This window comes from Bacillus cereus group sp. MS39 (assembly GCF_040448665.1).
GTDB lineage: Bacteria > Bacillota > Bacilli > Bacillales > Bacillaceae_G > Bacillus_A > Bacillus_A wiedmannii.
Map to the genome: position 1 here is coordinate 414,272 of NZ_CP123058.1, position 26,005 is coordinate 440,276.

Below are 26,005 nucleotides of genomic sequence, written 5' to 3' on the forward strand. Positions count from 1 at the left end.
GATTTTATTAATGAAGTTTGTTATGTTTCTTGTAGGATTGCTCGTTGTATTCGTACTCGGTTTTCTTATAAGTGCCGATCGAAAGAAGATTAAGTATAAACCAATCGCAATTATGCTTGTTATTCAGCTGGCGTTAAGTTATTTCTTATTAAATACGCAAGTTGGTTATATTTTAGTAAAAGGAATTTCAGATGGATTTGGCGCGCTTCTTGGATATGCGGAAGCTGGAATCGTTTTCGTATTTGGCGGTCTTGTTAATAAAGGAGAGGTTTCATTCTTCTTAACAGCGTTATTACCAATCGTATTCTTTGCCGTTTTAATCGGAATTCTGCAACACTTTAAAATTTTACCGATATTTATTCGTGCTATTGGTACTGCGCTAAGTAAAGTAAATGGTCTAGGAAAACTAGAATCATATAACGCAGTAGCAGCTGCCATTGTTGGGCAAGCGGAAGTATTTATTACAGTAAAAGATCAATTAAGTAAAATCCCAAAACATCGTTTATATACATTATGTGCATCTTCCATGTCGACAGTATCAATGTCAATCGTAGGTTCTTATATGAAAATGATCGAACCGAAATATGTAGTAACAGCACTTGTATTAAATTTATTTAGTGGTTTCATTATTATTCATATTATTAACCCGTACGATATTACAGAAGAAGAAGATACACTGAAATTAGAAAATAAGAAAAAACAGTCATTCTTTGAAATGCTAAGTGAATATATTATGCTTGGTTTCACAATCGCGATTACAGTAGCGGCAATGTTAATTGGTTTCGTAGCATTAATTACAGCAATTAATAGCTTGTTTGATTCAATGTTCGGTATTACATTCCAAGCTATTTTAGGATACATTTTCTCACCATTAGCATTCGTAATGGGTATCCCGCAAGCAGAGATGGTAACAGCGGGACAAATTATGGCAACAAAATTAGTATCAAACGAATTTGTTGCGATGCTGGATCTTGGAAAAGTAGCTGGTGATTTATCAGCTCGTACAGTTGGTATTCTTTCTGTATTCCTTGTATCATTTGCGAACTTCTCATCAATCGGAATTATCGCAGGTGCAACGAAAGGTATCGATGAAAACCAATCAAATGTTGTATCATCATTCGGTCTACGCCTTGTGTACGGTGCGACATTAGTAAGTATTCTATCAGCGATTATCGTTGGTGTTATGTTATAAAAAAAGGATGGCTCTAGCTCATAGCTAGGGCTATTTTTTTTATGGTAAATTTGCATGAAAAAACCAATTAATTAGGAATATATTAACATATAAAAATCTTTTAAAATTTATATTGCATTTCGCCTAGATAACGCTTACAATTTGATTTGTAGGTGGTATCAATTTCAGACTTTCAAGTATGGTAGGAGAGAAGAAGCTACCTTTTATAAATTGCAATTTATGTAAACGCTTACTGATTTTAGAAAGCAGTTGAATAATATTTAGGGGTTTTAAATTTTTTAACATCAATGGTCAGACGTCATTCGTTATACGTTATACGACCGATAATTCGTGGGAGAAGTGGAGGATTCACATATGAAGATCGTAATGTTTCTAGTCGGTTTACTTGTAGTATTTGTACTAGGGTTCCTTATCAGTTCAGATCGTAAGAAAATTAAATATAAACCAATTGCACTTATGCTTGTCATTCAATTGGTACTTGCGTATTTCTTACTAAATACAAAGGTCGGATTTGTATTAGTAAAAGGGATTGCAGATGGGTTTGGCGCTATTTTAAAATTTGCGGAAGCAGGGGTTAATTTCGTATTTGGTGGTCTAGCAAATGATGGACAAGCACCATTCTTCTTAACAGTATTATTACCAATTATTTTCTTAGCAGTACTAATTGGGATCTTACAACACATTAAAGTATTACCGATTATCATTCGTGCAGTCGGTTTCCTATTAAGTAAAATTAACGGCTTAGGAAAACTAGAATCATATAATGCAGTAGCAGCTGCAATTGTTGGTCAAGGTGAAGTATTCATTACAGTGAAAGATCAACTAAGCAAATTACCGAAAAATCGTTTATACACACTTTGTGCATCTTCTATGTCAACAGTATCGATGTCAATCGTCGGTTCTTACATGAAAATGATTGATCCAAAATATGTAGTAACAGCACTTGTATTAAACTTATTCAGTGGATTCATTATCGTTCATATCATTAATCCATATGAAGTAAAAGAAGAAGACGATATTTTAGAATTACAAGAAGATAAAAAACAAACATTCTTTGAAATGTTAGGCGAATATATTATGCTTGGTTTCTCTATCGCTGTAACAGTAGCGGCGATGTTAATCGGTTTCGTAGCATTGATTACAGCAATTAACGGTGTGTTCGATTCAATTTTCGGAATCACATTCCAAAGCATTTTAGGATACGTTTTCTCACCATTAGCATTCGTAATGGGTATTCCAACATCAGAGATGCTAACAGCGGGACAAATTATGGCAACAAAATTAGTAACGAACGAATTCGTTGCAATGCTTGACCTTGGAAAAGTAGCTGGTGATTTATCAGCTCGTACAGTAGGTATTTTATCTATCTTCCTTGTATCATTTGCAAATTTCTCATCAATCGGAATTATCGCAGGTGCAACGAAGAGTATCGATGGCAAACAAGCAAACGTTGTATCTTCATTCGGATTAAAACTTGTATATGGTGCAACGTTAGTAAGTATATTATCAGCGATTATCGTTGGGGTTATGCTTTAATAAATTAAGAAAAGCAATGAGCGTAGGCTCATTGCTTTTTTATTTAACTTGCTCTATCTAAGTCTCTTTTAAATTGTGGTTTCTCCAAATAAGTTCCAAGCCTCCATATATACTCAACAGGACCCATTCGATATTTTCGCAGCCAATATGTGCTAACAAATAATTGAATTGTATAGATTCCAATCGTTAAAAGAATACCGAAGAAATATCCTATTTTACCGAATAAGCCAAAGCCGTATGCGTAAAAAATTGTTGTTGTGATAATAGACTGGGCTAAGTAATTACTAACCGACATTTTTCCCATATTGGCCATATATGTTAGTAGACGGGTTGCTTTTTTGTAATGGAATAATAAAATAATTGTGCTTCCGTAAAAGAAGGTCATGGTTACTGGTGTAAGGCCGTCTTGTAACATAAGTAAAATAGGATGTTTAACGAACATAGCTGAAGTTTTGATTGTAAAAGAGAAAATACCAGTAAGAAGCCAGACCTTTTTGACAGCAGAGATATGCTTATCAATCTCAAATAACCATCCTTTTTTTCCTACGTACATACCGATTAAGAAGAGTGGAGATAGGAAAATGAGTGTGAAAAGTGTTATAAAGGTTAATCCGAAGAAACCGTCAATGCCTATATATTCGAAAGGATTTTCAGTTAACCTAAAGTTGACATGATCCATATAGCTTCCAGTCTCATGAACTTTATGTTCTTTTTCAATATAAGGAGCAAAATCAGTAACATTTGTATTTGGGTCAGTTGAATAAGTCATAAGTGTAAGGAGTGCGAGTAGAATAGTTGCCCAAATTAATAATGTTTTTGGCTTTCTGTTTATAAACATCAGTAAGAAAATCCCGATGAGGCCATATGAGAATAAAATATCCCCGGACCAAATGAGCACGCCGTGAATAAAACCTAGTAGTAAAAGAATAAGAATACGACGTAAATATGTAGGGGAAAACTTTTTTCCTTTTGCGACAATGCTTTTTTGTAACAAAATAATGCTAAGACCAAATAAAAAAGAGAATAAAGAAATGAAATTTTGTGTGCCAAAAAATTGAATAAACCAATTAGCACCTTTATCGAGTCCGCCAAATATATAGGATGGTTTTTCATTAGCGAAGAACCCGAATTGAATTAATGTTATATTAACAAGTAAAATACCAAATAAAGCAAAACCACGCATTGCATCAACAACTTCTACACGTTGATTCATTTTTTCTCTCCTTTTATATTATTTTATATTGAAAATAATACCATTTTATAGTTGACGCTATGTCAAATACGAGGAAATTTAAGGTGATTTTAAGCTAAAGAGAAAATAAAAAATCACCTTAATACATTCATTAAGGTGATTGGAATACTACTCAGCTGGAGGCGTAAATGTACGTTTCTCTAATTCAGCATCTAGCATAAATAGTGCGTTTGAATCGCTTGTAATACGTTTTAATTTTTGGATGATGCTATCGAATGAAGCTTCTTCTTCAACTTGCTCATCGACGAACCATTTTAAGAATGTAATTGTTGCATGCTCACGCTCATCCCAAGCGATATCAGATAAGTTGTAAATACGCTTCGTTACTTCACGCTCGTGCTCAAGTGCCACTTCAAAAGCGTTCAGTACAGATTCGTATTTGTTATTTGGATTATCAAATCCAGTAATAATAGCGCGCTCACCGCGGTCATTAATGTAGTTATAAAGCTTCATTGCGTGGAAACGTTCTTCTTCAGCTTGTACAAGGAAAAAGTTAGCGAATCCATCATAGCTCTCAGCTGTACAGTAAGCAGCCATTGCCATATAGGCGTGGGCAGAGTAAAATTCAAAGTTCATTTGATCGTTTAATGCGTCGTGCAATTTTTTAGATAACATAAAATCCCCCTTAGTATTGTGACAAGAATATTATACCATAATTGATAATATTCTCATTTGGATGTCTCGAACCTTTTTGAAAGCTTTGTGACGTGAGCCTCCATAATGTCTTGTAAATCTAAATCATATTTTTGTGAAAGAATAATAAGATTAGATAGTACATCACCAAGTTCTTCTTTTAGTTCCTGTTTTAGCTCTTCTTCTGTTTTCACTTCTTCATCAGGGCGATCACGGCCAATTTCAATGGCGCGAACAACACGTGAAACTTCCCCAACTTCCTCAGTTAAGAAATTTAAGCGAATAAAGGCATTATATTGTGACCAGCTTCGTTTTTCGTAAAATTCCTCCACCCATCTTTGAAATGCGACGATATCCATTTCTCCCTCATCCCTTCAATATGTTGTACAATGTTCATTGTATCATAACAATATATAGTTTCGGGGTGTAGGAATGAGAAAGATTTGTGTGTTTGCAGGTTCCAACTTAGGAGAGAGACCAGAATTTAAAGAGCAAGCAATAGCGTTAGGGAGAATGTTTGTTGAGAACGACTATGAGCTCGTATACGGTGGTTCATGCGTTGGATTAATGGGAGAAGTAGCAAATGAAGTTCTTCGTTTAGGCGGGCGTGTAACAGGTGTTATGCCGCGCGGTCTATTCCGAGGAGAAATTGTACATACAGGGTTAACAGAACTAATTGAAGTAGAAACGATGCACGAGCGTAAAGCGAAAATGGCAGAGCTTGCGGATGCTTTTATTGCATTACCAGGCGGATATGGAACGTTTGAAGAGCTATTTGAAGTTGTATGTTGGTCACAAATTGGTATACATAATAAGCCGGTTGGTTTATTAAACATTAAAGATTTTTATGGACCAATCCTGCAAATGGTTGAACGTGCGGCAGAAGAAGGGTTTATGAACCCTTCTAATAAAGAGTTGATTGTTTCAGCTGAGACGGCAGATAAACTAATTCATGAAATCCAAAATTACGAGCGTCCTGTTTTAGGAACGAAGTGGAAACAGTTATCATAATACAAAATTATAGAGACTTTTGGAAACACATGTCATTTTATCTTGAAAAGGCATGTGTTTTTAATTTGGTTAAATATGTTAATGTTAAGATGTAATGTTTTTGGAAAAGGAGAAATAGATGGAGGAGTTTGTGTATTTACGTCCTGTTTTTAAAAGTATTTTAGCAGCATCTATTCTTGTTATGCTAATTGTTTCAACACAGAAGAAAGAGCTAATTAATGAATTTTCGCTTTGGTTTATTTCGATATTGTGTATCGGTGTTTCAGCGATAACGTTGTTTATGTCTGGGTTTATCGTTGATGAGTATAGTCTAAGCGGAGATGCACAGAGTTTTAGCATGTTTATTGCGATTGGTTGTATTAGCGGTTTGAATTTTATTATTTATTATCGGCGGCAATAAAAGAAGGCATTCCGTATTACTTTGGAATGCCTTTATCACTTTGATTACTTTGTTTTTTATACAGGTACCAGCCACCCCAGCCGCCACCAATTGCTACAACAACGAGGAAAGCATAGTCTTTCACCTCGATACGTATATTGAAAATATTAGCTATAAGTAAGACAATCCCAACTGTTATTAACGCAAAAAATGCTCTAATTAAGTAGTCTTTCAACTGAACCACTCCCGCCATTTAAGTAGTAAATGATGAATATGGAAAAGCTTTTGGATCTATTTTACTAAAAGGTGTTACCTATATTTTAACATAAAAGGGATTGTAATATATTGATAAAAGTAGAGGAGAGGGGCGCTGATATTGTCGTGTTTTGTCGGTAAGTCGATATATTGGAAAAATCGCTGATATATTTGATGGAATCGCCGATATATCGAAAAAATCGCTGATATATTTAATAGAATCGCCGATATAATGCAAAAATCGCTGATATAAATTTCATGTACTAATATGCGCGATTAACCCCATAGAAAAAAGCGACTCTGAACGAGCCGCTTCCGCTTTTAAATATATTATTGATTCAAGAACGCGCGTAGCATCCAAGCGTGTTTTTCTAGTTCTGTGTAGATGCCTAGTAGTAGGTCAGATGTCATTTCGTCATCAGAGTTTTGAGCGATTTCCATGCCTTTTTTCAGTTCGACTAGCATCATTTCGTAGTCTTTCATGATTGATTCAACCATTCCTTCTGCAGTTTCGCCGTATGCTGCTTCTTGAATAGAAGATAGTTCTAAGTATTCTTTCATTGTTGCTACTGGTTTGCCGCCAATTGCTAAAATGCGTTCTGCAATTTCGTCGATATGAGTAGCTGATTCTGTGTAAAGTTCTTCGAATTTCTCGTGTAATGTGAAGAATTGAGGTCCTTTTACGTACCAATGGAAGTTGTGTAATTTTGTGAATAAAACGCTCCAGTCTGCTACTTGTTTGTTTAATACTTCGATTACTTGTTTGTTCATTATGATCAATCTCCTTTTGAGTTGTTATGTTATACAAATTACTAATTTATAATAATTATAATCTAGTAATTTGTATAAATCAACCCTTTTGCTGGAATTAATTTGAACAAATTATGAACTGTTATAAATAAAAATCCCTATTACTGTGGAGTAATAGGGATTTTGTTTGATATATAGCTCTTGTTCTAAACGAGCTGCTTTTGCTTTTAATTATTATACAGCCTTTTGCTTCTCTTCTATATCCTGTCCATCCCAGCACTCTGTATTCTGTAAGCCAGGGATAGAACTTGCAACGAAGACAGGATCTTTTCCTTGTTTCTTTTGCTTTATATAGTCCACTAAGGCTGCGTATGCAAACTTGCTAAGGAATGAGATGGCAATTAAGTTTGTGAATACCATTAGTCCCATAAAGAAATCAGCTAAACTCCAAACCGTTTGAAGGGCAGCGATAGATCCGAAGAACACCATTCCGACAACTGCAACACGATAAATCAGTAACCATGTTTTGCTTTCTTTAATGAATGCGATGTTTGTTTCACCATAATAGTAGTTTCCTAGTAAAGAACTGAAAGCGAATAGGAAAATAATAATCGCTAAGAAAGTGCTTGCCCACGGTCCAATTTGTGAACTTAATGCTCGTTGTGTTAATTCAATACCTTCTAAATTCGATCCTTTGTAAAGTCCAGAACATAATACGATAAACGCTGTTGATGTACATACTAAGAATGTATCTACGAAAACACCTAATGCTTGAACAAGTCCTTGTTTTACAGGGTGAGATACATCTGATGTTGCTGCTGCGTTAGGTGAGCTACCCATACCTGCTTCTGTCGCGAATAAACCGCGCTGAATTCCGAATTTGATTGCCGCTCCAATACCACCAGCGATAGCTTGGTCTAAACCAAATGCGCTGTTAAATATTTCTGTGAAAATGCTTGGTAACATATTGAAGTTGTTAATTACGACAAAAATAGCCACACCGATATAAATGATCGCCATTGGAGGAACAATCATTTCTGTAATACGTGAAATGCTCTTAATACCACCAAAAATAATAACTGCAACTAATAAAGCTAATAGAGCTCCTACGATCGTTCGCTCTAGTCCAAAAGCATTTTCAAACGCTATTGTTACTGTATTTGCTTGTACAGAATTGAAAATTAATCCGTACGCAACTGTAATAAGAAGTGAAAACCAAACACCCATCCAGCGTTTGTTTAATCCTTTTTCCATGTAATATGCTGGTCCACCACGGAACCTGCTTCCATCTTTTACTTTATAAATTTGCGCGAGCGTACATTCTACGAAACTAGTAGCTGCTCCGATAATTGCGATAAACCACATCCAAAATATTGCGCCAGGTCCACCCATTGAAATGGCTAATGCTACACCAGCTAAATTTCCGATACCGATACGTGCTGCTGCACTTAAGCAAAATGCTTGGAATGGAGAGATGCTATCTTTCTTTTTTTCTTTTCGATTAAATCCTTTACTAATTAAACTGACCATCTCACGTAAATGAGTAATTTGGACGAATTTTAATTTAAAAGAGAAATAAAGACCGAAGCCGATTAGCATTGCAATAAGAATATATGACCATAAAATATTATTCGTTACCTCAAGGAATCTGCTAAAGATATCAACCATATAATACACTTCCTTTTTTCCGTAATAAGAAAATTATATGCAAAAAATATACGAGAATCAATTTTTCTAAAAAATCATGTTACATAAACGCATTTTGTGTTATGATTATGTTACATAGTAATATTTTTAGAATTATTTACATTTTAAAAAACTAAATGTAAAGCGAGAAAGAGGGGATAATTTGAAAGAAGAAACTTTATTGAAAGTAAGCCTTAAGAGTTTGAAAATGAGAAGTAATATATTTTTTATCATTTCATCTTTAAGTATCTTTTTAGGAGCGACTTATTATTACAATAAAAGATTTCCAAGTCATAGGTATCCTGAATGGTTAGAATTTCTAAAATTGATTGGATGAATAAAAGACAGAAAAACAGAAAATTAAAATAAAGAAGTTATGGAGGAGCTAAATATGAATATTAGAGAAAGTGAACTTCCGGGTATTGGTTATAAGTTTCAAATCGTTACGAAAGGTAACGAAAAGATGGTGATTGTCATTCATGATGATGGGCGTAGAGAAATGTATCATTTTGATTCAGATCATGAAGAAAGCATCTCAAGTATTTCATTACGTGACTCAGAGGCGAGACAAATTGCAGCAATATTAGGTGGAATGGTATATAAGCCTAGAGCATTAGAAAATGTTGAAATGGTCTTTGAAGGTTTAGCGATTGAGTGGTTTAAAGTAGAGAATGCTGCTCCAGCGCTTGGAAAAACAATCGGTGATCTTGAAATAAGAAAAACATATAGCGTAACGATCATTGCAGTTATGAAAAAGAATATGAAAAAGCTATTTAATCCAGGGCCAGAAACGGTAATTGAAGAAGGCGATATGCTTGTAGTTTCAGGTGAGAGAGAAGAAATTAAAAAAATTATTAATGAGTTACTTTCGAATAGGGGGACTGACTAGATGGATACGTTAATTTTTGAAGTTGGTACAGCGTTAGTATTAGTTGCAATTGCGGCAGTAATTGCTGGGAAGTTTAAATTTTCAGTCATTCCGTTTCTAATTGTTCTTGGGATGTTAGTAGGGCCACACGCGCCGACAATAGGTGTGATTGATTTCAAGTTTATTGAAAGTGCAAGTGTCATTTCCTTCCTTGGACGGATTGGCGTTCTGTTCCTTCTGTTCTACCTAGGACTAGAGTTCTCGATGAAAAAACTAATTAAATCTGGACGTTCTATTGCGATTGGCGGAACAATCTATATTTTAATTAACTTTTCACTTGGATTATTATACGGATTTATAATGGGATTCCCTTTACTAGAAATCTTAATTATTGCGGGTATTATTACGATTTCTTCTAGTGCTATCGTTGCTAAAGTGTTAGTGGATTTAAGAAGAACTGGTAATAATGAAACCGAATTAATTTTAGGAATTATTATGTTTGAAGATATATTCCTTGCTGTATATTTATCAGTCGTTTCAGGCTTAGTTCTTGGGGATCATGCTTCATTCTTAGGTGCCCTTACTTCAATTGGAATCGCTTTAGGATACATGCTTCTCTTCTTTATTGTAGCTAGAAAGGCGACGCCGTTATTAAATAAATTGCTCAATATTAGTTCAGATGAAATTTTCATTATTGTAGTATTTGCTTCGTTATTCTTTATTGCAGGTTTCTCGGAAACAATTCACGTTGCCGAAGCAATTGGAGCACTTCTTTTAGGATTAGTTTTCTCTGAGACAGAGCATAGTGACAGAATTGAGCATCTCGTTGTTCCATTTAGAGACTTTTTCGGAGCTATTTTCTTCTTCAGTTTCGGATTAAGCATTGATCCGTTTTCATTAGGCGGAGCGATATGGTTAACGTTAGGTGCTGTCCTTCTTACAATCATCGGAAACTTTGTTGCAGGTATGATTGCAGGGCGACAAGCTGGATTATCTCATAAAGCGTCAACAAATATTGGATTAACAATCGTTTCAAGAGGAGAATTCTCTATCATTATGGCCAATATCGGCATCGCCGGTGGTTTAATGTCAGTCTTGAAACCATTCTCAGCACTATACGTGCTTATACTATCCATCTTAGGTCCACTTCTGACGAAAGAATCAAAGAATGTATATAAATTTTTAAATAAAATCTTTAAGTGGGATACGAAGACTAACTAATTTTAAAAAAATAAAAGTACAAGATATTTACTGCTTGTACTTTTATTTTTTGCAATGAAAACAGTAAAGAGAGGTACATGATGTTAGGAGAGTTGATTCATTCCGTTTTAGTTTTTCTAGAAGGACTTGGTTATTGGGGAATTATGCTTGGATTGATGTTAGAGGTTATTCCGAGTGAAATTGTATTGTCTTATGCAGGTTATTTAGTATCAACAGGAAGCATTACGTTTTGGGGCGCTGTCGCGTTCGGTACAATTGGTGGTGTAATCGCACAACTATTCATTTATTGGATCGGTCGGTACGGAGGAAGACCCGTCCTTGAGCGATATGGAAAATATATTTTAATTCAAAAGAAACATATTGATTATGCTGAAGATTGGTTTAATCGTTACGGAACTGGCGTTATTTTTACAGCGCGTTTTATTCCTGTTGTGCGTCATGCTATTTCGATACCAGCGGGTATTGCGAAAATGTCACATGCTAAGTTTATTACGTTAACTACATTAGCTGTTATTCCATGGTCAATTGTATTTGTATATTTAGGTTTTAAATTAGGAACAGAGTGGGAAAGTATTAATAAAGTAGCTGGGCCATATGTGAAATACTTTGCACTTGCAGCTATTGTTTGTGCAATTGGTTACTTTGTATTAAAAAAAGTGATGAAAAAAAAGTGATTACGTAAAAAGAATCTATGCTGACATAGATTCTTTTTTTATTGTCATTTTTCGAAAGGGGAAAGAGTAGGTTTAATATTTTACATATTGTGGCATACATATAGGAAAAGGGAGTTTGGAAAGGGGATTATAGAGAAATGGAACTCCAGTTTCAAAATGTATATCAACAAGTTGAGAATTGGTATGTGTTGGATTCGGAGCTTCCTTGGGATGTCAAAAGGCTTAGAGATGATTTGTTTTCACTGATTGAAGTATGTAAAACACCAGTTGTTTTTTGTGATACGTGTGATGCGAATCATGTGCTTCTATCATTAGGAGAAGAAGAAGAGGAATTCTTATTCCCAGTAGGTGGTTTTTATCATAAAGAAAAACAATTAATTTTTGTTTGTATGTGGGAAGAGTATGAGCAGGTGCTCAAAACACTACTGCATGAGTTTCGTCATGCGATGCAGCATAAGAGAGAAGTATTGTATGTTGGAAGTGAAGTGTACGAAGATAGATGGATTGAGAAAGATGCGAGAAAGTTCGCGGAGAGGAAGTTAGATGAATATAAAAATAGAAAGTTAATGTAAAGCATAGTGGAGAAATGGCACTGTGCTTTCTTTATTGATTACTAAAAGTAAGTGATTGACTTTTATAAAGTTTAGTTCTAAACTAATGGTATGAAATGAGCGAGGTGATAGAATGAAGACAGAAGATAGACTCGGATTACTATTATGGTTTCGTTTATCACGTTTTTATAACAAAAGTATTCGTGAGACGAATCAGCATTTGAAAGAATGGAATGTATCTGCCGCTCAGTTTGATGTACTAGCTCAAGTTGGAGGACATAATCGTCTAACGCAGCAAGAGCTCGGAAATAAACTATTTGTTACGAAGGGAAATATCACGCAGCTATTAAATAAAATGGAGCAGCTGGAGTGGATTCATCGTGAACAAGAAGGTACTACAAAATATATTTCGTTAACAGAAAAGGGAAAAGCTTTATATGAAGAAATCGTCCCGCCTCAAGAAACGTTCCAAGCGGAGCAGTTTCAAAATTTAAATGTAGAAGAACAACATCAATTATTACAATTACTAAAAAAATTACAGTGAGAAAAATTTTTAAAATAAATCTTGAATTCGAGATAATATGAGGTGAAGGATATGTTTAGAAAAGTTGATCATAAAAATATGGGAAGAGCAAATCATGGTTGGTTAAATACACATTTTCATTTTTCCTTTGCGAATTACTATAACCCGAATAACATGAACTTTGGAGCATTGCGTGTAATTAATGATGACTTAGTAGCGGCACAAACTGGTTTTGATATGCATCCGCACCGCGATATGGAAATCATTTCGTACGTTGTAGATGGTGCTTTAACACATGAGGATAGCATGGGGAATCGCGGAACAATTGAGCGAGGACATGTTCAATATATGAGTGCTGGCACAGGTGTATTTCATAGCGAGCATAATTTAGGAAATGAAACACTACGTTTATTACAAATTTGGATTTTACCAGATCGTGCGGATCATAAACCAAACTATGGTGAGTTTACATTTGATTGGAGCAAGCGTGAAAATGAATGGTTCCATATGGTATCTCCAGTAGAAGGAGAGGCACCAATTCGTATTCACCAAGATGCGAATTTATATTCTTTATCGTTAGATGCTGGAAAAGAAATTCATTTCCCGGTGCAAGAAGGCCGTCAATTGTACCTTGTACAAATTGAAGGGAGTAGTGTAATAAATGGTGAAAATCTTGTTATGCGTGATGCAGCAGAAGCAGTAGAAGAAGATATTCATATTGAAGCGAAAGAGCAATCACACTATTTAGCAATTGAATTGAAAAAATAATAGAACGTTTATGGAAAAGAGGACATCGAATGGATGTCCTTTTTTTTTGAGCGGAATTGTCAGAAAAAACTTTCTCAATATTTAGAAAAAGGTATTAGCCCAGAAAATAAGAATTGTATAAAAGTGTCAAAAATCTTTATGGGAATGGGGAATGTTATAGTGAAAAAGCAAGTCATTTCATCAGCATTAGCGTTAACTGTTATAGCCGGGGGATTTGGAACATTTGGAGCAACGACAACGAAAGCGGAAGAACAAAAAATTCAATATCATCAAGAATTTAAAACACCTGCATACATAGGTGAAGAATGGAAAGCACCGGAAGGACTAGATAAAAAAGAGACGGTCTTTCAATATTTAGAGAGTAAGAAAGATATGTTTAAATTAGCAGGAAATATTGACAAACACTTCAATGTCGTTGGGGAGGAAAAAGATGCTGAATCTGGTACGACACATGTGAAGTTAGTTGAAAAACATAATAATATTCCTGTGTATGGTTCAGATCAAACTGTTACATTAGATAAAGAAAATAATGTAAAAGCATTCTTCGGACAAGTTATTCCGAATTTAGATGATAAAAATATTCCTGCATTTGCAAATATTAGCGCAGAGCAAGCAGAAACGATTGCAAAGGAAGGTATTGAAAAAGAAGTTGGTAAAGTAAAAAATTATGACGGTGTAAAAAAAGATTTATTTGTGTATGAAAAAGATGGAAACTACTATCTTGCATACTTAGTTAAAGCATCGATTTCAAAACCAGCTCCAGGATACTGGCATTATTTTGTTGATGCAACGAATGGAAATGTAATTGAAAAATATAATGCTGTAGATCATATTACAGGATTTGGTTACGGAGTATTAGGCGATAGACAATCATTTGAAATTGCTCAAGATGAGAAAACAGGAGCGTTCAACTTGTTTGATGGTAAACGAGGACAAGGTGTTCATACATTTGATGCAGAAAATATGGATGAAAACTTGTTTAACTTATTCTCACAATGGCTTGGATATACAGGAGAAGAAGTTGAGAGTAAATCTAAGTTCTTCGAAGATAAGGCTGCAGTTGATGCGCATGTAAATGCAGGAAAAGTATACGATTACTACAAAAAGACATTTAATCGTAACTCTTTCGATGATAAAGGTGCGAAGCTGATTTCTACTGTTCACGTCGGAGAAAGCTGGAATAACGCAGCTTGGAATGGTGTGCAAATGATGTATGGTGATGGCGATGGAAAAACATTCATTCCATTATCTGCTGGACTAGATGTTATCGGTCATGAATTAACGCATGCTGTAACTGAACATACAGCAAACCTTGTTTATAAAAATGAGTCAGGCGCGTTAAATGAATCGTTATCTGATATTATGGGTGTCATGGTTGAGAAGAAGAGCTGGGATTTAGGTGCCGACATTTATACACCTGGAAAACCTGGTGATGCACTTCGTTCTCTGAAAGATCCAGCATCTATTCCAAATCCATTAAAACCAGGCGAAGGTTACCCAGATCATTACAATAAACGCTACACTGGAACAGCTGATAATGGCGGCGTTCATATTAACAGTAGTATTAACAATAAAGCTGCATATTTAGTATCTGATGGCGGAGAGCATTACGGTGTGAAAGTAACTGGAGTAGGCCGTGAAGCGACAGAAAAAATTTATTACCGTGCTCTTACGAAATATTTAACTGCAAACTCTGACTTTAAAATGATGCGTCAAGCTGCTCTTCAGTCAGCTGAAGATTTATATGGTAAAAACTCTAAAGCTGTACAAGCTGTAACGAAAGCTTATGATGCAGTAGGCGTAAAATAATAAGAGAAAAAGACCTGACTAGGATGTCAGGTCTTTCTTTATCCCGTAAAAGCCCGATTGGTGAGGGCTGATTAAAGTTTCACTTTATTTAGTCGCGAATACCTAATGCGATTTTCGCCATACGTGACATGCGTTCTTTAGACCAGGGCGGATTCCAAACGACATTTACTTCTATTTCATTGACTTCAGGTACGTTCGTTGATAATACTTTTTTAACGTCTGATACAATTTGCCCAGCCATTGGACAACCGATAGAAGTCATCGTCATCGTAATGACAGCATTATTATTTTCATCTGCTGTAACGTCATAAACTAATCCAAGATTAACAATATCAACACCTAGTTCAGGATCAATAACAGCTTCTAAATTGGCATATAATTTATTTTCAAATGCTTCTTGAGACATAAATAGCACCTCCTACACATTTATGATATCGATTCTCATTATAACGGAAATGTGTATAATGTGCAGGAAATGAGCTCAAAAAAATATCCCTTTTGGAAGAGGGATATTTTTTTGAGCTATTCAGTTTTGAAATGAGATACGAGTTGATCTAATTCTTCAACTGTTTGTTTCATTTGTCTAGCGGTTACAGTCATCTCATTCATAGTAATGACCTTTTGCTCAGCAGATTGTGCTGTTGCTGCTGTTTCACTAGATACTTCAGTTGAAATAGAAGCGATGTTATTCAGTGAAGCGTTCATTTCTTCAGCGCTTGCAGCCATTTCTTCAGCAGTTGCTGAGATGTCTTGCATTTGAGTAGATACTTTATTTACTTGTTCTACAATCGTTGTGAAAGAATTGCCAGCTTCACGAATGACATGAATGCCTTCAAATGCCTCAGAACGACCTTGTGACATCATAGAGCTCGCAGTTTCAGTGTCTTGTTGAATTTGATGTAGTAATTGGTTAATATCTGTTGCCGCTGTTTTAGATTGTTCTGCAAGTTTTCGAACTTCGTCAGCTACGACAGCGAAACCTTTTCCTTGTTCGCCAGCACGAGCTGCTTCGATAGATGCATTTAAAGCAAGTAAGTTTGTTTGTTCTGCGATATTAGAAATAGATTGTACAGCTGTATCAATATATTTCGTGTGTGTGATTAGACGTTCGACCACTTCGGACGTAGCATTTACCGCGTCGTGTATCGTTGTCATTTGTGAAACAGATTTTTGAATAACAGTACTTCCATCATTAGCTTGTTCAGATGTAGATACAGCAAGTTCAGTTATAGATGAAGCAGATTCAGCAATACGCTGAACGCTTACTGCCATATCGTCCATTGCAGTTGAGCTTTCTTCCATACTAGAGGCTTGTGATTGAATATTTGCATTTAAGCTAGACATCGAGCTCTGAACTTTTATTGTTGCCTCGCGTGATATATTCGTCTTTTCTAGCATATTTTCAGAAGCGTTTTGCACTTCCACAGATGTTTTTTGAACACGATTGATAATATGTTGTAGGTTTTCTAACATTTTATTAAATGATGTTGCGATCGTACCAATTTCATCATTACTATTTACTTGTAGGCGGGCTGTTAAGTCACCTTCTTGAGATGATAATTCTTTTAGCTTACTATCAATTTGTTGAATTGGTTTAACAAGTTTACCAGAGAACCACCATGCAACAGTGATAGCTACGATAATACAAATAACAAGTGATAAGAAGACAACATATTCAATTTGTAGCGAAGATTGATCAATTTTCTTGATAGATTGATCACGTAACTTAGCTTGTTCGTTACTGTAATTTGTGAAGTCACCAATTACTTTATAAACAGTACCATTTTCTGCATAAGCTACTTGTAGAGCCTCTTCCCACTTTTGTTCTTTTGCAAGAGTGAAAACTTTTTCTTCAATAAATTTTCTCCAAGTCGATCCTGATTCCATTGTATTTTTCATGGACTGAGAAACATTTGGATTAGAAAGAAGTTTATCTTTTGAATCCTCCAGACGTTTACTCATCTCATTAAACTTGTCTAATTCGACTTGATCATGTTGTAATAAATAACCTCTTAAAGCAGAAAGTTGTACTTGATAAGCGTCTCCACGTTCTTTCAATTCTGTTGCAAGGGGAGAAATTTCTTTTTGTAAAGCTTCAGCTTTATGAGATTGGTCAATAGCAAAAAATAAAATAAAAGCTAAGGCGATTCCAAATAAAGCGCAAATCGTTCCCATCATGAACATTAGTTTTTTTCGAATGCTAATAAAATTCATATGATAAAAAGCCTCCTTTGTGAAATCTTAGTATTAGAATTAATTAATGTAAAAAATCGAAAGAAAGCTTTACTCCTTCTGGAATAAAGCTTTCCTCTAGGAATTATAGCAGACGGAATGAGAGATAGAAAGAGATATTTTAAAGTAAAAAAAGAGAGATTGTAAATCCCTCTTTTTAATAGTTTGTAGGTCCTAGAAGTATAAATGAAAGTTTCGCTTTAAACGTTTGTTTTGAAATGAGAAACGAGAACTTCAAGTTCTTGTACGGTCGTTTTCATTTCAGAAGCTTTTTTAGCAACGACACTCATTTTATTTACTTGGTCACCAGCCGAAGTTGCTGTTTGTGATGTTTCGGCGGCAACTTCATTTGAAATAGAGGCGATGTTATTTAAAGCTGCATTCATTTCTTCTGAACTTGCGGCCATTTCTTCAGCAGTTGCAGACATTTCTTGCATTTGTGTAGAGACTTTGTTAATGTGGTTAACAATTTCCGAGAATGAAGATCCAGCGGTACGAATGACTGTAATTCCTTCAGAAGCTTCTGATTGACCTTGTGTCATCATTTCATTTGCTATTTTTGTGTCAGCTTGAATTTGATGAAGTAAATGGTTAATGTCAGTTGCTGCTAGCTGAGATTGTTCAGCAAGTTTTCGTACTTCATCGGCAACAACGGCGAATCCTTTTCCATGTTCGCCAGCACGTGCTGCTTCAATTGAAGCATTTAAAGCGAGTAAATTCGTTTGTTCCGCGATATTAGAAATGGATTGAAGTGCAGTATCAATATGATTCGTATGTGTAATGAGTCGCTCTACTACTTGTGATGTAGCGTTAACAGCTTCGTTAATTGTATGCATTTGTGTAATAGATTTCTCAATGACTTTATTCCCACCATCTGCTTTTTCTGAAGTTGTAACAGCTAGGCTAGCAACAGAGGAGGCAGATTCTGCAATACGCTGAACACTCGTTGTCATATCGTCCATTGCAGTTGAACTTTCTTCGATGCTTGAAACTTGTGAACGAATATTATACGCAAGAGCATTCATAGTTTCTTCGGTTTTTGCTGTATTTTCCATAGAAGCAGTGGTTTCGATAAACACATTTTCAGACGCTTCTTTTACACTTGTTGATGTTTGTTGCACTTGTTTTATGATACGTTGTAAGTTAGCGAGCATGTGATTAAAGGAATTGGCGATATCACCAATTTCATCTTTACTCGTTACGTGTAATCTAGCAGTTAAATCGCCGTCTTGAGAAGCTAATTCTTTTAATTTCTCATCAATTTGTCGTATCGGTTTAACGAGTTTACCAGAGAACCACCATGCTAATAAAATAGATGTTAACGTACATGTAATGAGAGAGAAGAAAATAATATATTGAATAAGAGATGAAGAAGACTCTACGTCAGCAATTAATGCGTCACGTTTATCATTTTCTGCATTTGCATATTTCGTAAATCTACCTAAAAGATCGTTTACATAATCGGTTTGAGCTAAAGCGATTTTGGATGCTTCGTCCCATTTTCCTTCGCTAGCGAGAGGGAGGACTTCATTATCTATGACGCTTCGCCATTTTCCTCCCATTAAAATCGCTTCTTTCATTCCTTCTGGAAGTTTTTTATCACTTGTTACTTTTTCTCTAGTATCAGCTAGTTTTTTTCCTTCTCGGTTGAACTTATCTAATCCTTTTTGATCATGAGAGAGTAAATATTCTTGTAAGCCGGCTACTTGTGCTTGGAACCAATCGCCCCGTTCTTTTAAAATTGTTGCTCGTTTTGATACATCATTTTTTAACGTTTCAATTTCGCTTGCTTGGTTCATAGCGAATGAAAGAATAACAATAAGAGCAATACTAAATAAAGAAGAAATGCTTAAGAGTGTGAACAGTAGTTTTTTGCGAATACTAACATATTTCATCGTTACCCCTGCCTTTAAAAACTATTTATTATGATTTATAAATATTAAGAACGAAATTAATAAAAACATCATTATGAAGTTTTTAATCTGTTCAATGAAAATTATAGCAGATAATGGAAGATGGCAGATTGATATGAGTAAATGTTCTTAAAATGTATACATTTGTATATCAAAAAATTCATAAATAAAAAGTAGAAATGCTATTGTAATTTGAAATAACATCATGTATACTTCTAATTAGTTGATAACGATTATCAGTATCAACTATGAGCATTAATCTTCGTTATGTTGGTCATACCCCTTTTTGACGACGTAAGTCAGAGACGAAATGTTGAAATATCTTGTGTCCTATTCTACAGAATTATGGTAATCTCCAACCTCAACTTATATGCGTGAGCATGCAAAAAGGATCCTATCCGTGAAGGGATCCTTTTTTGCATGCTGTCGCAATTAATGTATATAAACCAGGCACACGATCTTTAATTTCTTCCGGTGCAGTAGAAGGGAAGACCCACCTTTGATGAGACCCTTGTTCTTCAACTAATTTTTCAATTTTAAAATGTTCTTCCGCAAGTGTTGTAATAATTTCTCCTAGCGTCCAGCGACGGATGGTTGTTTTCGGTAATGATTCTTTCTGCGCTTCTGTAAGAAGGATGCTATAAGCAACATCATCTTCAATTAATTCTTCATCGAAATAATTTCCGTTAGCCCGAAATGATGGGTGGTCTACTCCTAATAATTTCGTGTAAACAGGATGATAGTCACGAAGGATAAGCATTCCATTTCCTTTAAGTAAGGTAGCAATTTTTTGAAAGAGTGGTTTTAAATCTAGAAAGTAATGGAGTACACCAAGTTCCAGCAATACGATATCAAATGATTCGGAGAGCTGTACATTTAATACATCAGATACGACATACTGGATAGAGACACCGGCTGCTTCAGCAAGTTCATTTGCATATTTTGCATTACTTGCTGAAATATCAACAACTGTTACGTCAGCTCCTAAAAGAGCGAGAGCAACAGCCTTATTCCCTTTTGACCCGAGTAAATTAATAATACGTTTTCCTTTTGGGGATTGTATGTAAGGTAAATAGTGATTTACTTCGCGCATGGGATCTGCCATAAGCTTTTTCGCATAATCGGCTGGCGCCCCGTGGCGATTCGTCCAAGCTTCATAAGCAGCTGCATTCCAGCTTTTTTCATTACGTGTGCTTAGTTGTTTTTGATTCAATCGTATCACTCCTTTTGTGAACGTATAGTTATTCGGCAGGGGGATGGAATTTCCTTTTCTTTTTGAATTTAAGTTTGATTTTTCTGCAATTAAGTCGTAAAATACGTGTTATATATAAAAGCGTTGAAAAGGAAAAGTAGAATGAAATCATTCTGTCCAGAGAGCTTCGGTAGCTGAGAAGAAGCAAGAATATTCATTTGAACAATGGCCTTTGAGCTTCGTCCTGAACTTATCAAATGATAATAGTAGGCGGCGACGAGAGTTGGTACTCGTTATCAAAACCACAGTATAAGAGCATATAGCTCCGTACTTGTTAAGGTTAATTATGTGAGTAATTGGCGAAATAAGGTGGTACCGCGACTGTTTATACAGCCCCGCCCTTATCTTTTTTAAGATAAGGGTGGGGCTTTTTTATATTTAAAAGGAGGAATGTAAGATGAGTATTTTTATTGGAGGCGCTTGGCCGTATGCAAATGGTTCGCTACATCTTGGACATATTGCGAGTTTGTTACCTGGAGATATTTTAGCACGTTATTACCGGGTAAAAGGTGAGAACGTGTTGTATGTTTCGGGAAGTGATTGTAATGGAACACCTATTGCAATTAGGGCAAAACAAGAAGATGTGACGGCGAAGGAAATTGCTGATAAGTATCATGAGGAATTCCAGCGATGTTTTCGTAGCCTCGGTTTTACTTATGATTGCTATACACGTACCGACAGTGAGCACCATCATGGAACTGTTCAAAATGTCTTTTTACGTTTATTAGAAGAAGGCTATATTTATAAAAAAATGGTGGAACAAGCGTATTGTGAAACGTGTACGCAGTTTTTACCTGATCGTTATGTAGAAGGCATTTGTCCACATTGCCATGAAGCAGCAAGAGGAGATCAATGCGATGCGTGTTCAGCTATTTTAGATCCACTCGATTTGTTAGAAAAGAAATGTAAGTTATGTGGTAGTACACCATCCGTGCAGGAAACAGAGCATTTTTATTTTGCATTGCATACATTTCAGGAGCAAATTAAAAGGGCTGTAGAAATCGCAAAACAAACAGGAACATGGCGCGACAATGCGATTCAACTAACAGAGAGATATGTTAAGGAAGGATTACTAGATAGGGCCGTATCACGTGATTTACCAATCGGGGTACCAATTCCAGTAGAAGGGTATGAAGATAAGAAAATTTACGTATGGATTGAAGCAGTGACAGGATATTATTCGGCGAGTAAACATTGGGCTGAAGAAACAGGGAAAGATGATCAAGAGTTTTGGGATAGAGAAGCGAAAACATATTATGTGCACGGAAAGGATAATATTCCGTTTCATTCCATCATTTGGCCAGCAGTATTGCTTGGAATAGGAGAAGGAGCAATTCCTCGTCATATCGTTTCAAATGAATATTTAACAGTTGAAAAAAGAAAGTTATCTACAAGTAAAAACTGGGCAGTATGGGTGCCTGACATATTAGAACGCTACAATCCAGATTCTATTCGTTACTTTTTAACAGTAAACGCACCAGAAAATCGTGATACTGATTTTTCATGGCGTGAATTCATTTACAGTCATAATAGTGAATTGTTAGGTGCATACGGAAACTTTGTGAACCGGACATTAAAGTTTATTGAAAAGTATTATGATGGTATTGTACCCAATGGAATTATTAATGAAGAGCTGAAAGAGAAGATAGAAGGATTATATATATATGTAGGAGAATCAATTGAGCAAACTAAATTTAAGGTGGCGCTAGAAACAATATTTGATGCAGTACGTTTTGCAAATAAATACTTTGATGAGAGGCAGCCTTGGAAACAAAGGGAAGATGATCCAGTTTCATGCGAAGAAACGATTTATAACTGTGTGTATCTTATCGCTAATTTTGCAAATCTCCTTGAACCGTTTTTACCATTCTCAAGTGAAAGAGTTAGAAATACATTATCGATTGTGAACCGAAATTGGGAACCTCAAAATACGTTGCCGAATAGAATTGATAGTGTACAGCCACTATTTGAACGAATCGATGTAAAACAAATTGAGCATGAAATAGAAAAGCTATATGGAGCGATAAAGTGAGATAGAGAAAAAGACCTTTCAAATACATGAAAGGTCTTTTGTTACGCACTATGCACGCTACTATGTTTCTTTTCTTTCCTAGCCGTAAGCAGCTGAGGAGTAAAAATTCCAAGTAGTATAAAGAGTATCCCAATCCACTGCATGAAGGTTACGACTTCATGTACAAGTGTAATAGAAGCGATAATGGCCGTTGGTAATTCAGCTGCTCCTAGTATTGTACTAAGTCCTGTTCCTACTTTCGGTACGCCAATTGAAAAACAAATGACAGGTACGACAACACCGAACAATCCGAGGAAGAAAGCGTATTTCCAAAGACCGGCTTGCAAGGCACCATCCGTTAAAAAGGTTGGCGGGAAGAATAGGCATACGATAAGAGTAGCACTTGTTGTCATAAGAAAGCTTTTCGTATAAGGTGGTACTTCTGTAGCAACACGCCCGCTTGCAAAAACGTAAAATGAAAAAGAGATAGCGGCTAATAGACCAAAGATAATACCTTTCGTGGAAAAGTTTTGTCCGAGACCTTCAAAGACACCGCCTGCAAACAATGTTCCAGTAAATAAAATAATGATGGATATAACTTTCTCACGGCTCGGTAATGTTCGATTAGCGATTGCTTCTATAACGACACCAATCCATGTGAACTGGAAGAGTAGGACAACAGCGATAGATGCTGGTAGTTCTTCTACAGAAATAGCGTAGAAGATACCAGTCATACTCATTGTTGTGCCAACTGTTAGTAAGGAAAAGAATTGCTTTTTTGTTACTTTATGACGTGAAACGAAAAGAACGAGCAGAAGAAGCCCGATCCATCCGAAGACATATTGTCCCCCTAATAGTTGATGTGCTGAAAATCCATCAATGAATCCGAGTTTGAAAATAGTTGAAAGTACGCCGTAGCTACAAGCTCCGAATAAAACAAGTAATGAATACTTAAATTTCTCCATGAAGATCCTCCTTTTAAATAATAAAAAACGCCCGCTATCCAAATAAGGATAACGGGCGAACGAAACAGAGTAAGATACTCTACAAAATTCCGCCATTCATACGAAGTATGAATTTGGGGTATGAAATTGTAGTAGGTTTTTTACATTGCTTTTGGGAATACAATAGAACATTTTACACCTTGAGGTGTGTTTTGTATCCCATAAGGAAACTGATGTTTATCTAATATTTGTTTTACAATATATAGCCCAAGACCACTACCTTGTACTAATCCGTGTTTGCCAGGGTTTGCGCGATAGAATGGCTCGAATAAATGGGCGAGTTTATCCTCATCAATTTGTGAACCTGTATTTAATACTTCTAATGCATAACCGTTTGGCTTTTCATAAAGCTTTATATATACATGCTGATGGTCAATTGTGTAATGAATTGCATTTGAAATAATGTTAAAAATAGCAGTTTGAATAAATTTAGGATCAGCTAAAATTTGTACATCTTGCTTAATGTTAGATTGAACATTTAATTGCTTTACAGATACAAAGTAATCTACTTTCTTCATAACATCCTCAATAATATTAGTTAATGAGATAACTTTTAAATCAGGTTTAAATTGAGGGTTTTGTATTTTGGATAATTCCGACATTTTTTCCGTTAATATGTTAATGTCTTGCATCATTTCATAGGAACGTTTTAAATATTTATCTCTATCTTTATAAGCTCCAATTCCGTGAATCATGCCATCTAGTTGTCCCATAACGGCTGCGATTGGTGTTTTTAATTCATGGGAAATCATAGACATAAATTCTTTACGAGATTGTTCTAATTGTTGTTCCTTTTTGAGTTCATTTCTTAAATCTTGATTGCTTGCATGTAAATTCTTCACAATATTTGGGACCTGTGAAGCAGCTACTTGTAAATTAAAATCGGTTTGGTCTGTATTTTTGTTAAGTAGCTTTTTATCTGAGAAATCAAGATTCATAATATCTTTTAAAGCATCGCTCATAAATTGAAAAGGTTTGGCAATTAGTTTTGTATAAATTAAAGATCCGAGTAAAGATAATGCAAGCATTGTCGCACCAATATGTGGAGCTAATTGCTGCAGTGCATCTGCTAATTTTGGATAATCTTGTGTATCATTTGTGTTATTTGCTGCATTTTGTTTATGTAAGGCATCATTAGTAGCGACTTGCTTTTCCGTTTCTGTAAGTGGAGTAGAAGTGCTGTTTTTCCCCGCAATATTTTGGGTATGTTCTTTTGCTTTTACAGTTTGGCTAGGCTGCAAAAGGTGATTTATGGCTGTAGAGAGTGCATTATAATCTATAATAGAAGATTGGAAATTGGAAATCGTACTCTCTGAAACAGCCTTACTTTGATTCGTTTTACTTTGGTCGTTTTGTTTGTCTGAATCCGCTTGTTCTGTAGACAGCGCTCCATTTTCTTTTGCAAAACGTTCTTTATCGTAGTTTGAAGCTAGAAAATAAATAATTTGATAAAGACAAAGTGATAAAAGAATACAAAATAATAAGGTTTTGATGAAAATATTTTTGGTGATGTTGTCTGTACTACGATTCGATTTTGTAGCCAATGCCTTTCACCGTTTTAATATAAGGAATCCCTAATTTTTTTCTTAAGTTTTTAATATGTGTATCTATAACTCTTACATCACCATAATGTTCATAGCCCCATACCTTATTCAGCAAATCACTTCTTGATAATACTTTTCCCCGATTTTGCAGTAAAGTATATAAAATTTCAAATTCTTTTGTTGTTAATTCAATTTGATTACCATGAACATAAGCGGCATAGGCTGTAGAATTTAACATCAATTCATGGAATTGTAGTATAGTTGCAGCTTCTGCTTCCTTCGTTGCTGCCCTTCTTAATACAGCCTCTACACGTTTAATAAATACGGTGTAATGGAACGGTTTCGTAATATAGTCATCAATACCTAACTCAAATCCTTTAATTTCACTTTCTTCATTATGTAAGCCTGTTAACATAATGATCGGTACATCAGATTGTCCTCGCATAATTTTACAAATACTATAGCCATCTATATCTGGTAACATCACATCAAGGAGGACAAGATCGTATGAATTTTTTTGGAAAAGAAGAATACCTTCTGTTCCAGCGCCAACGACATCAACAGTAAAGTTTTGTGCCATTAGAAATTCCCGAATCAGTTCTTGTATATCTGGGTTGTCTTCAATCACCAGTATATGCGTCATAGTAACACCTCCTAAATAACGCTTTTTACTGCAATATTCGAATTCATCATTTTTTGGATAACTCAAATTGTTTATACATATAATAAGCCCCCGCTATAAAGTCATCATGAAAGTAGCAAGGGGAATGGTTTAGAGAAACTGAATATTTCAGAATTACATTAGTTCTATTATAGTATGTATTGTAAAATTTATAAAATATTATAACTGTATAATTTTAATATCCATGTTTATCAATGTTTTGATGTTGTTTAACGAAACCTATTCTTATTATATATGTAAATACAGTTGTTTTGCTACT

General features: G+C 35.3%; 25 protein-coding genes and 1 other annotated feature. Of the genes, 12 read left to right on the forward strand and 13 right to left on the reverse strand.

The annotated features are described in order from the left end of the window. Positions 1 to 10 precede the first annotated feature (10 nt). A complete protein-coding gene (locus tag QEP67_RS01965) occupies positions 11 to 1,192 on the forward strand; it encodes a nucleoside transporter C-terminal domain-containing protein (RefSeq protein ID WP_151035627.1) in 1,182 nt (393 codons plus the stop codon). A gap of 354 nt (positions 1,193 to 1,546) precedes the next feature. Further along, positions 1,547 to 2,728: a nucleoside transporter C-terminal domain-containing protein gene (locus tag QEP67_RS01970; protein WP_000706847.1), complete on the forward strand. Its 1,182-nt coding sequence runs from the start codon at positions 1,547 to 1,549 to the stop codon at positions 2,726 to 2,728. A gap of 43 nt (positions 2,729 to 2,771) precedes the next feature. Here the strand turns inward: QEP67_RS01970 and QEP67_RS01975 are convergent, their stop codons facing one another. The 3 genes from QEP67_RS01975 to QEP67_RS01985 all read right to left on the reverse strand — a co-directional run bounded on the left by QEP67_RS01975 (position 2,772) and on the right by QEP67_RS01985 (position 4,972). Next, positions 2,772 to 3,941 carry a DUF418 domain-containing protein gene (locus tag QEP67_RS01975; protein WP_048566643.1) on the reverse strand — a complete coding sequence of 390 codons (1,170 nt, stop codon included), beginning with the start codon at positions 3,939 to 3,941 and terminating at the stop codon, positions 2,772 to 2,774. Between the two features lie 147 nt (positions 3,942 to 4,088). Beyond that, positions 4,089 to 4,595, reverse strand: a complete 507-nt coding sequence (locus tag QEP67_RS01980; protein ID WP_075309546.1) for a ferritin — start codon at positions 4,593 to 4,595, stop codon at positions 4,089 to 4,091. 53 nt (positions 4,596 to 4,648) lie between these two features. Further along, positions 4,649 to 4,972, reverse strand: coding sequence for a MazG-like family protein (locus QEP67_RS01985; RefSeq protein ID WP_000355759.1), 324 nt, complete (start codon positions 4,970 to 4,972; stop codon positions 4,649 to 4,651). An 88-nt stretch (positions 4,973 to 5,060) separates the two neighbouring features. On the opposite strand from QEP67_RS01985, the gene QEP67_RS01990 reads away from it, so the two are divergent. Both QEP67_RS01990 and QEP67_RS01995 read left to right on the forward strand, forming a co-directional pair. Continuing rightward, positions 5,061 to 5,624 carry a TIGR00730 family Rossman fold protein gene (locus QEP67_RS01990; RefSeq protein WP_174888053.1) on the forward strand — a complete coding sequence of 188 codons (564 nt, stop codon included), beginning with the start codon at positions 5,061 to 5,063 and terminating at the stop codon, positions 5,622 to 5,624. A 118-nt stretch (positions 5,625 to 5,742) separates the two neighbouring features. After that, positions 5,743 to 6,024 carry a hypothetical protein gene (locus QEP67_RS01995; RefSeq protein WP_098953700.1) on the forward strand — a complete coding sequence of 94 codons (282 nt, stop codon included), beginning with the start codon at positions 5,743 to 5,745 and terminating at the stop codon, positions 6,022 to 6,024. 16 nt (positions 6,025 to 6,040) lie between these two features. Here the strand turns inward: QEP67_RS01995 and QEP67_RS02000 are convergent, their stop codons facing one another. The 3 genes from QEP67_RS02000 to QEP67_RS02010 all read right to left on the reverse strand — a co-directional run bounded on the left by QEP67_RS02000 (position 6,041) and on the right by QEP67_RS02010 (position 8,676). Beyond that, positions 6,041 to 6,238 carry a hypothetical protein gene (locus tag QEP67_RS02000; protein WP_000656323.1) on the reverse strand — a complete coding sequence of 66 codons (198 nt, stop codon included), beginning with the start codon at positions 6,236 to 6,238 and terminating at the stop codon, positions 6,041 to 6,043. 350 nt (positions 6,239 to 6,588) lie between these two features. Continuing rightward, entirely contained in the window at positions 6,589 to 7,029 is a 441-nt protein-coding gene (locus QEP67_RS02005; protein ID WP_001041898.1) for a Dps family protein, read from the reverse strand. Between the two features lie 213 nt (positions 7,030 to 7,242). Then, complete coding sequence (locus tag QEP67_RS02010; protein WP_064460068.1) at positions 7,243 to 8,676, reverse strand: alanine/glycine:cation symporter family protein; 1,434 nt, start codon at positions 8,674 to 8,676, stop codon at positions 7,243 to 7,245. Positions 8,677 to 9,085: 409 nt separating this feature from the next. On the opposite strand from QEP67_RS02010, the gene QEP67_RS02015 reads away from it, so the two are divergent. From QEP67_RS02015 to nprB, 7 genes are all read left to right on the forward strand, one after another. Continuing rightward, positions 9,086 to 9,583, forward strand: a complete 498-nt coding sequence (locus QEP67_RS02015) for a cation:proton antiporter regulatory subunit (protein WP_001026071.1) — start codon at positions 9,086 to 9,088, stop codon at positions 9,581 to 9,583. Next, entirely contained in the window at positions 9,584 to 10,783 is a 1,200-nt protein-coding gene (locus tag QEP67_RS02020; RefSeq protein WP_000380218.1) for a cation:proton antiporter, read from the forward strand. 80 nt (positions 10,784 to 10,863) lie between these two features. Beyond that, entirely contained in the window at positions 10,864 to 11,457 is a 594-nt protein-coding gene (locus QEP67_RS02025; protein ID WP_000900216.1) for a DedA family protein, read from the forward strand. 137 nt (positions 11,458 to 11,594) lie between these two features. After that, positions 11,595 to 12,029, forward strand: coding sequence for a DUF3920 family protein (locus tag QEP67_RS02030; RefSeq protein ID WP_000422829.1), 435 nt, complete (start codon positions 11,595 to 11,597; stop codon positions 12,027 to 12,029). A 112-nt stretch (positions 12,030 to 12,141) separates the two neighbouring features. Further along, positions 12,142 to 12,552 (forward strand): MarR family transcriptional regulator, encoded by a 411-nt coding sequence (locus tag QEP67_RS02035; RefSeq protein WP_000845460.1) that lies wholly within the window; start codon positions 12,142 to 12,144, stop codon positions 12,550 to 12,552. A gap of 51 nt (positions 12,553 to 12,603) precedes the next feature. Next, positions 12,604 to 13,299: a pirin family protein gene (locus tag QEP67_RS02040; RefSeq protein ID WP_353706508.1), complete on the forward strand. Its 696-nt coding sequence runs from the start codon at positions 12,604 to 12,606 to the stop codon at positions 13,297 to 13,299. Between the two features lie 159 nt (positions 13,300 to 13,458). Then, positions 13,459 to 15,108, forward strand: coding sequence for a neutral protease NprB (gene nprB / locus QEP67_RS02045; RefSeq protein WP_353706509.1), 1,650 nt, complete (start codon positions 13,459 to 13,461; stop codon positions 15,106 to 15,108). 88 nt (positions 15,109 to 15,196) lie between these two features. On the opposite strand, the gene QEP67_RS02050 is transcribed toward nprB, so the two are convergent. The 4 genes from QEP67_RS02050 to QEP67_RS02065 form a co-directional block, all read right to left on the reverse strand. Continuing rightward, positions 15,197 to 15,514, reverse strand: a complete 318-nt coding sequence (locus QEP67_RS02050; RefSeq protein WP_000076427.1) for a metal-sulfur cluster assembly factor — start codon at positions 15,512 to 15,514, stop codon at positions 15,197 to 15,199. Positions 15,515 to 15,630: 116 nt separating this feature from the next. After that, on the reverse strand, positions 15,631 to 17,322 hold the full coding sequence (locus QEP67_RS02055) for a methyl-accepting chemotaxis protein (protein WP_353706510.1): 1,692 nt from the start codon (positions 17,320 to 17,322) through the stop codon (positions 15,631 to 15,633). Between the two features lie 218 nt (positions 17,323 to 17,540). Beyond that, a complete protein-coding gene (locus tag QEP67_RS02060; RefSeq protein WP_048563501.1) occupies positions 17,541 to 19,235 on the reverse strand; it encodes a methyl-accepting chemotaxis protein in 1,695 nt (564 codons plus the stop codon). Between the two features lie 412 nt (positions 19,236 to 19,647). Then, complete coding sequence (locus QEP67_RS02065) at positions 19,648 to 20,466, reverse strand: class I SAM-dependent methyltransferase (protein WP_001072273.1); 819 nt, start codon at positions 20,464 to 20,466, stop codon at positions 19,648 to 19,650. 114 nt (positions 20,467 to 20,580) lie between these two features. Further along, positions 20,581 to 20,851: a binding site (T-box leader), on the forward strand. A 51-nt stretch (positions 20,852 to 20,902) separates the two neighbouring features. On the opposite strand from QEP67_RS02065, the gene metG reads away from it, so the two are divergent. After that, the gene (metG, locus tag QEP67_RS02070) at positions 20,903 to 22,537 is read left to right on the forward strand and encodes a methionine--tRNA ligase (protein ID WP_353706511.1); all 1,635 of its coding nucleotides are present in this window, start codon (positions 20,903 to 20,905) and stop codon (positions 22,535 to 22,537) included. Between the two features lie 41 nt (positions 22,538 to 22,578). On the opposite strand, the gene QEP67_RS02075 is transcribed toward metG, so the two are convergent. The 3 genes from QEP67_RS02075 to QEP67_RS02085 form a co-directional block, all read right to left on the reverse strand. Beyond that, positions 22,579 to 23,481 carry a DMT family transporter gene (locus QEP67_RS02075; RefSeq protein ID WP_000410501.1) on the reverse strand — a complete coding sequence of 301 codons (903 nt, stop codon included), beginning with the start codon at positions 23,479 to 23,481 and terminating at the stop codon, positions 22,579 to 22,581. Between the two features lie 140 nt (positions 23,482 to 23,621). After that, positions 23,622 to 25,064 carry a HAMP domain-containing sensor histidine kinase gene (locus QEP67_RS02080; RefSeq protein WP_064057608.1) on the reverse strand — a complete coding sequence of 481 codons (1,443 nt, stop codon included), beginning with the start codon at positions 25,062 to 25,064 and terminating at the stop codon, positions 23,622 to 23,624. After that, the gene (locus QEP67_RS02085; protein WP_000148835.1) at positions 25,042 to 25,707 is read right to left on the reverse strand and encodes a response regulator transcription factor; all 666 of its coding nucleotides are present in this window, start codon (positions 25,705 to 25,707) and stop codon (positions 25,042 to 25,044) included. Before QEP67_RS02085 ends, QEP67_RS02080 begins: the two co-directional genes overlap by 23 nt. Positions 25,708 to 26,005 lie beyond the last annotated feature (298 nt).

What these genes read in the sequence shown, in the direction of transcription:
- QEP67_RS01965 (WP_151035627.1), top strand. Translation starts at nt 11, where the DNA reads ATGAAGTTTGTTATGTTTCTTGTAGGATTGCTCGTTGTATTCGTACTC.
- QEP67_RS01970 (WP_000706847.1), top strand. Translation starts at nt 1,547, where the DNA reads ATGAAGATCGTAATGTTTCTAGTCGGTTTACTTGTAGTATTTGTACTA.
- QEP67_RS01975 (WP_048566643.1), bottom strand. Translation starts at nt 3,941, where the DNA reads ATGAATCAACGTGTAGAAGTTGTTGATGCAATGCGTGGTTTTGCTTTA.
- QEP67_RS01980 (WP_075309546.1), bottom strand. Translation starts at nt 4,595, where the DNA reads ATGTTATCTAAAAAATTGCACGACGCATTAAACGATCAAATGAACTTT.
- QEP67_RS01985 (WP_000355759.1), bottom strand. Translation starts at nt 4,972, where the DNA reads ATGGATATCGTCGCATTTCAAAGATGGGTGGAGGAATTTTACGAAAAA.
- QEP67_RS01995 (WP_098953700.1), top strand. Translation starts at nt 5,743, where the DNA reads ATGGAGGAGTTTGTGTATTTACGTCCTGTTTTTAAAAGTATTTTAGCA.
- QEP67_RS02005 (WP_001041898.1), bottom strand. Translation starts at nt 7,029, where the DNA reads ATGAACAAACAAGTAATCGAAGTATTAAACAAACAAGTAGCAGACTGG.
- QEP67_RS02010 (WP_064460068.1), bottom strand. Translation starts at nt 8,676, where the DNA reads ATGGTTGATATCTTTAGCAGATTCCTTGAGGTAACGAATAATATTTTA.
- QEP67_RS02015 (WP_001026071.1), top strand. Translation starts at nt 9,086, where the DNA reads ATGAATATTAGAGAAAGTGAACTTCCGGGTATTGGTTATAAGTTTCAA.
- QEP67_RS02020 (WP_000380218.1), top strand. Translation starts at nt 9,584, where the DNA reads ATGGATACGTTAATTTTTGAAGTTGGTACAGCGTTAGTATTAGTTGCA.
- QEP67_RS02025 (WP_000900216.1), top strand. Translation starts at nt 10,864, where the DNA reads ATGTTAGGAGAGTTGATTCATTCCGTTTTAGTTTTTCTAGAAGGACTT.
- QEP67_RS02030 (WP_000422829.1), top strand. Translation starts at nt 11,595, where the DNA reads ATGGAACTCCAGTTTCAAAATGTATATCAACAAGTTGAGAATTGGTAT.
- QEP67_RS02035 (WP_000845460.1), top strand. Translation starts at nt 12,142, where the DNA reads ATGAAGACAGAAGATAGACTCGGATTACTATTATGGTTTCGTTTATCA.
- QEP67_RS02040 (WP_353706508.1), top strand. Translation starts at nt 12,604, where the DNA reads ATGTTTAGAAAAGTTGATCATAAAAATATGGGAAGAGCAAATCATGGT.
- QEP67_RS02050 (WP_000076427.1), bottom strand. Translation starts at nt 15,514, where the DNA reads ATGTCTCAAGAAGCATTTGAAAATAAATTATATGCCAATTTAGAAGCT.
- QEP67_RS02055 (WP_353706510.1), bottom strand. Translation starts at nt 17,322, where the DNA reads ATGAATTTTATTAGCATTCGAAAAAAACTAATGTTCATGATGGGAACG.
- QEP67_RS02060 (WP_048563501.1), bottom strand. Translation starts at nt 19,235, where the DNA reads ATGAAATATGTTAGTATTCGCAAAAAACTACTGTTCACACTCTTAAGC.
- metG (WP_353706511.1), top strand. Translation starts at nt 20,903, where the DNA reads ATGAGTATTTTTATTGGAGGCGCTTGGCCGTATGCAAATGGTTCGCTA.
- QEP67_RS02075 (WP_000410501.1), bottom strand. Translation starts at nt 23,481, where the DNA reads ATGGAGAAATTTAAGTATTCATTACTTGTTTTATTCGGAGCTTGTAGC.
- QEP67_RS02085 (WP_000148835.1), bottom strand. Translation starts at nt 25,707, where the DNA reads ATGACGCATATACTGGTGATTGAAGACAACCCAGATATACAAGAACTG.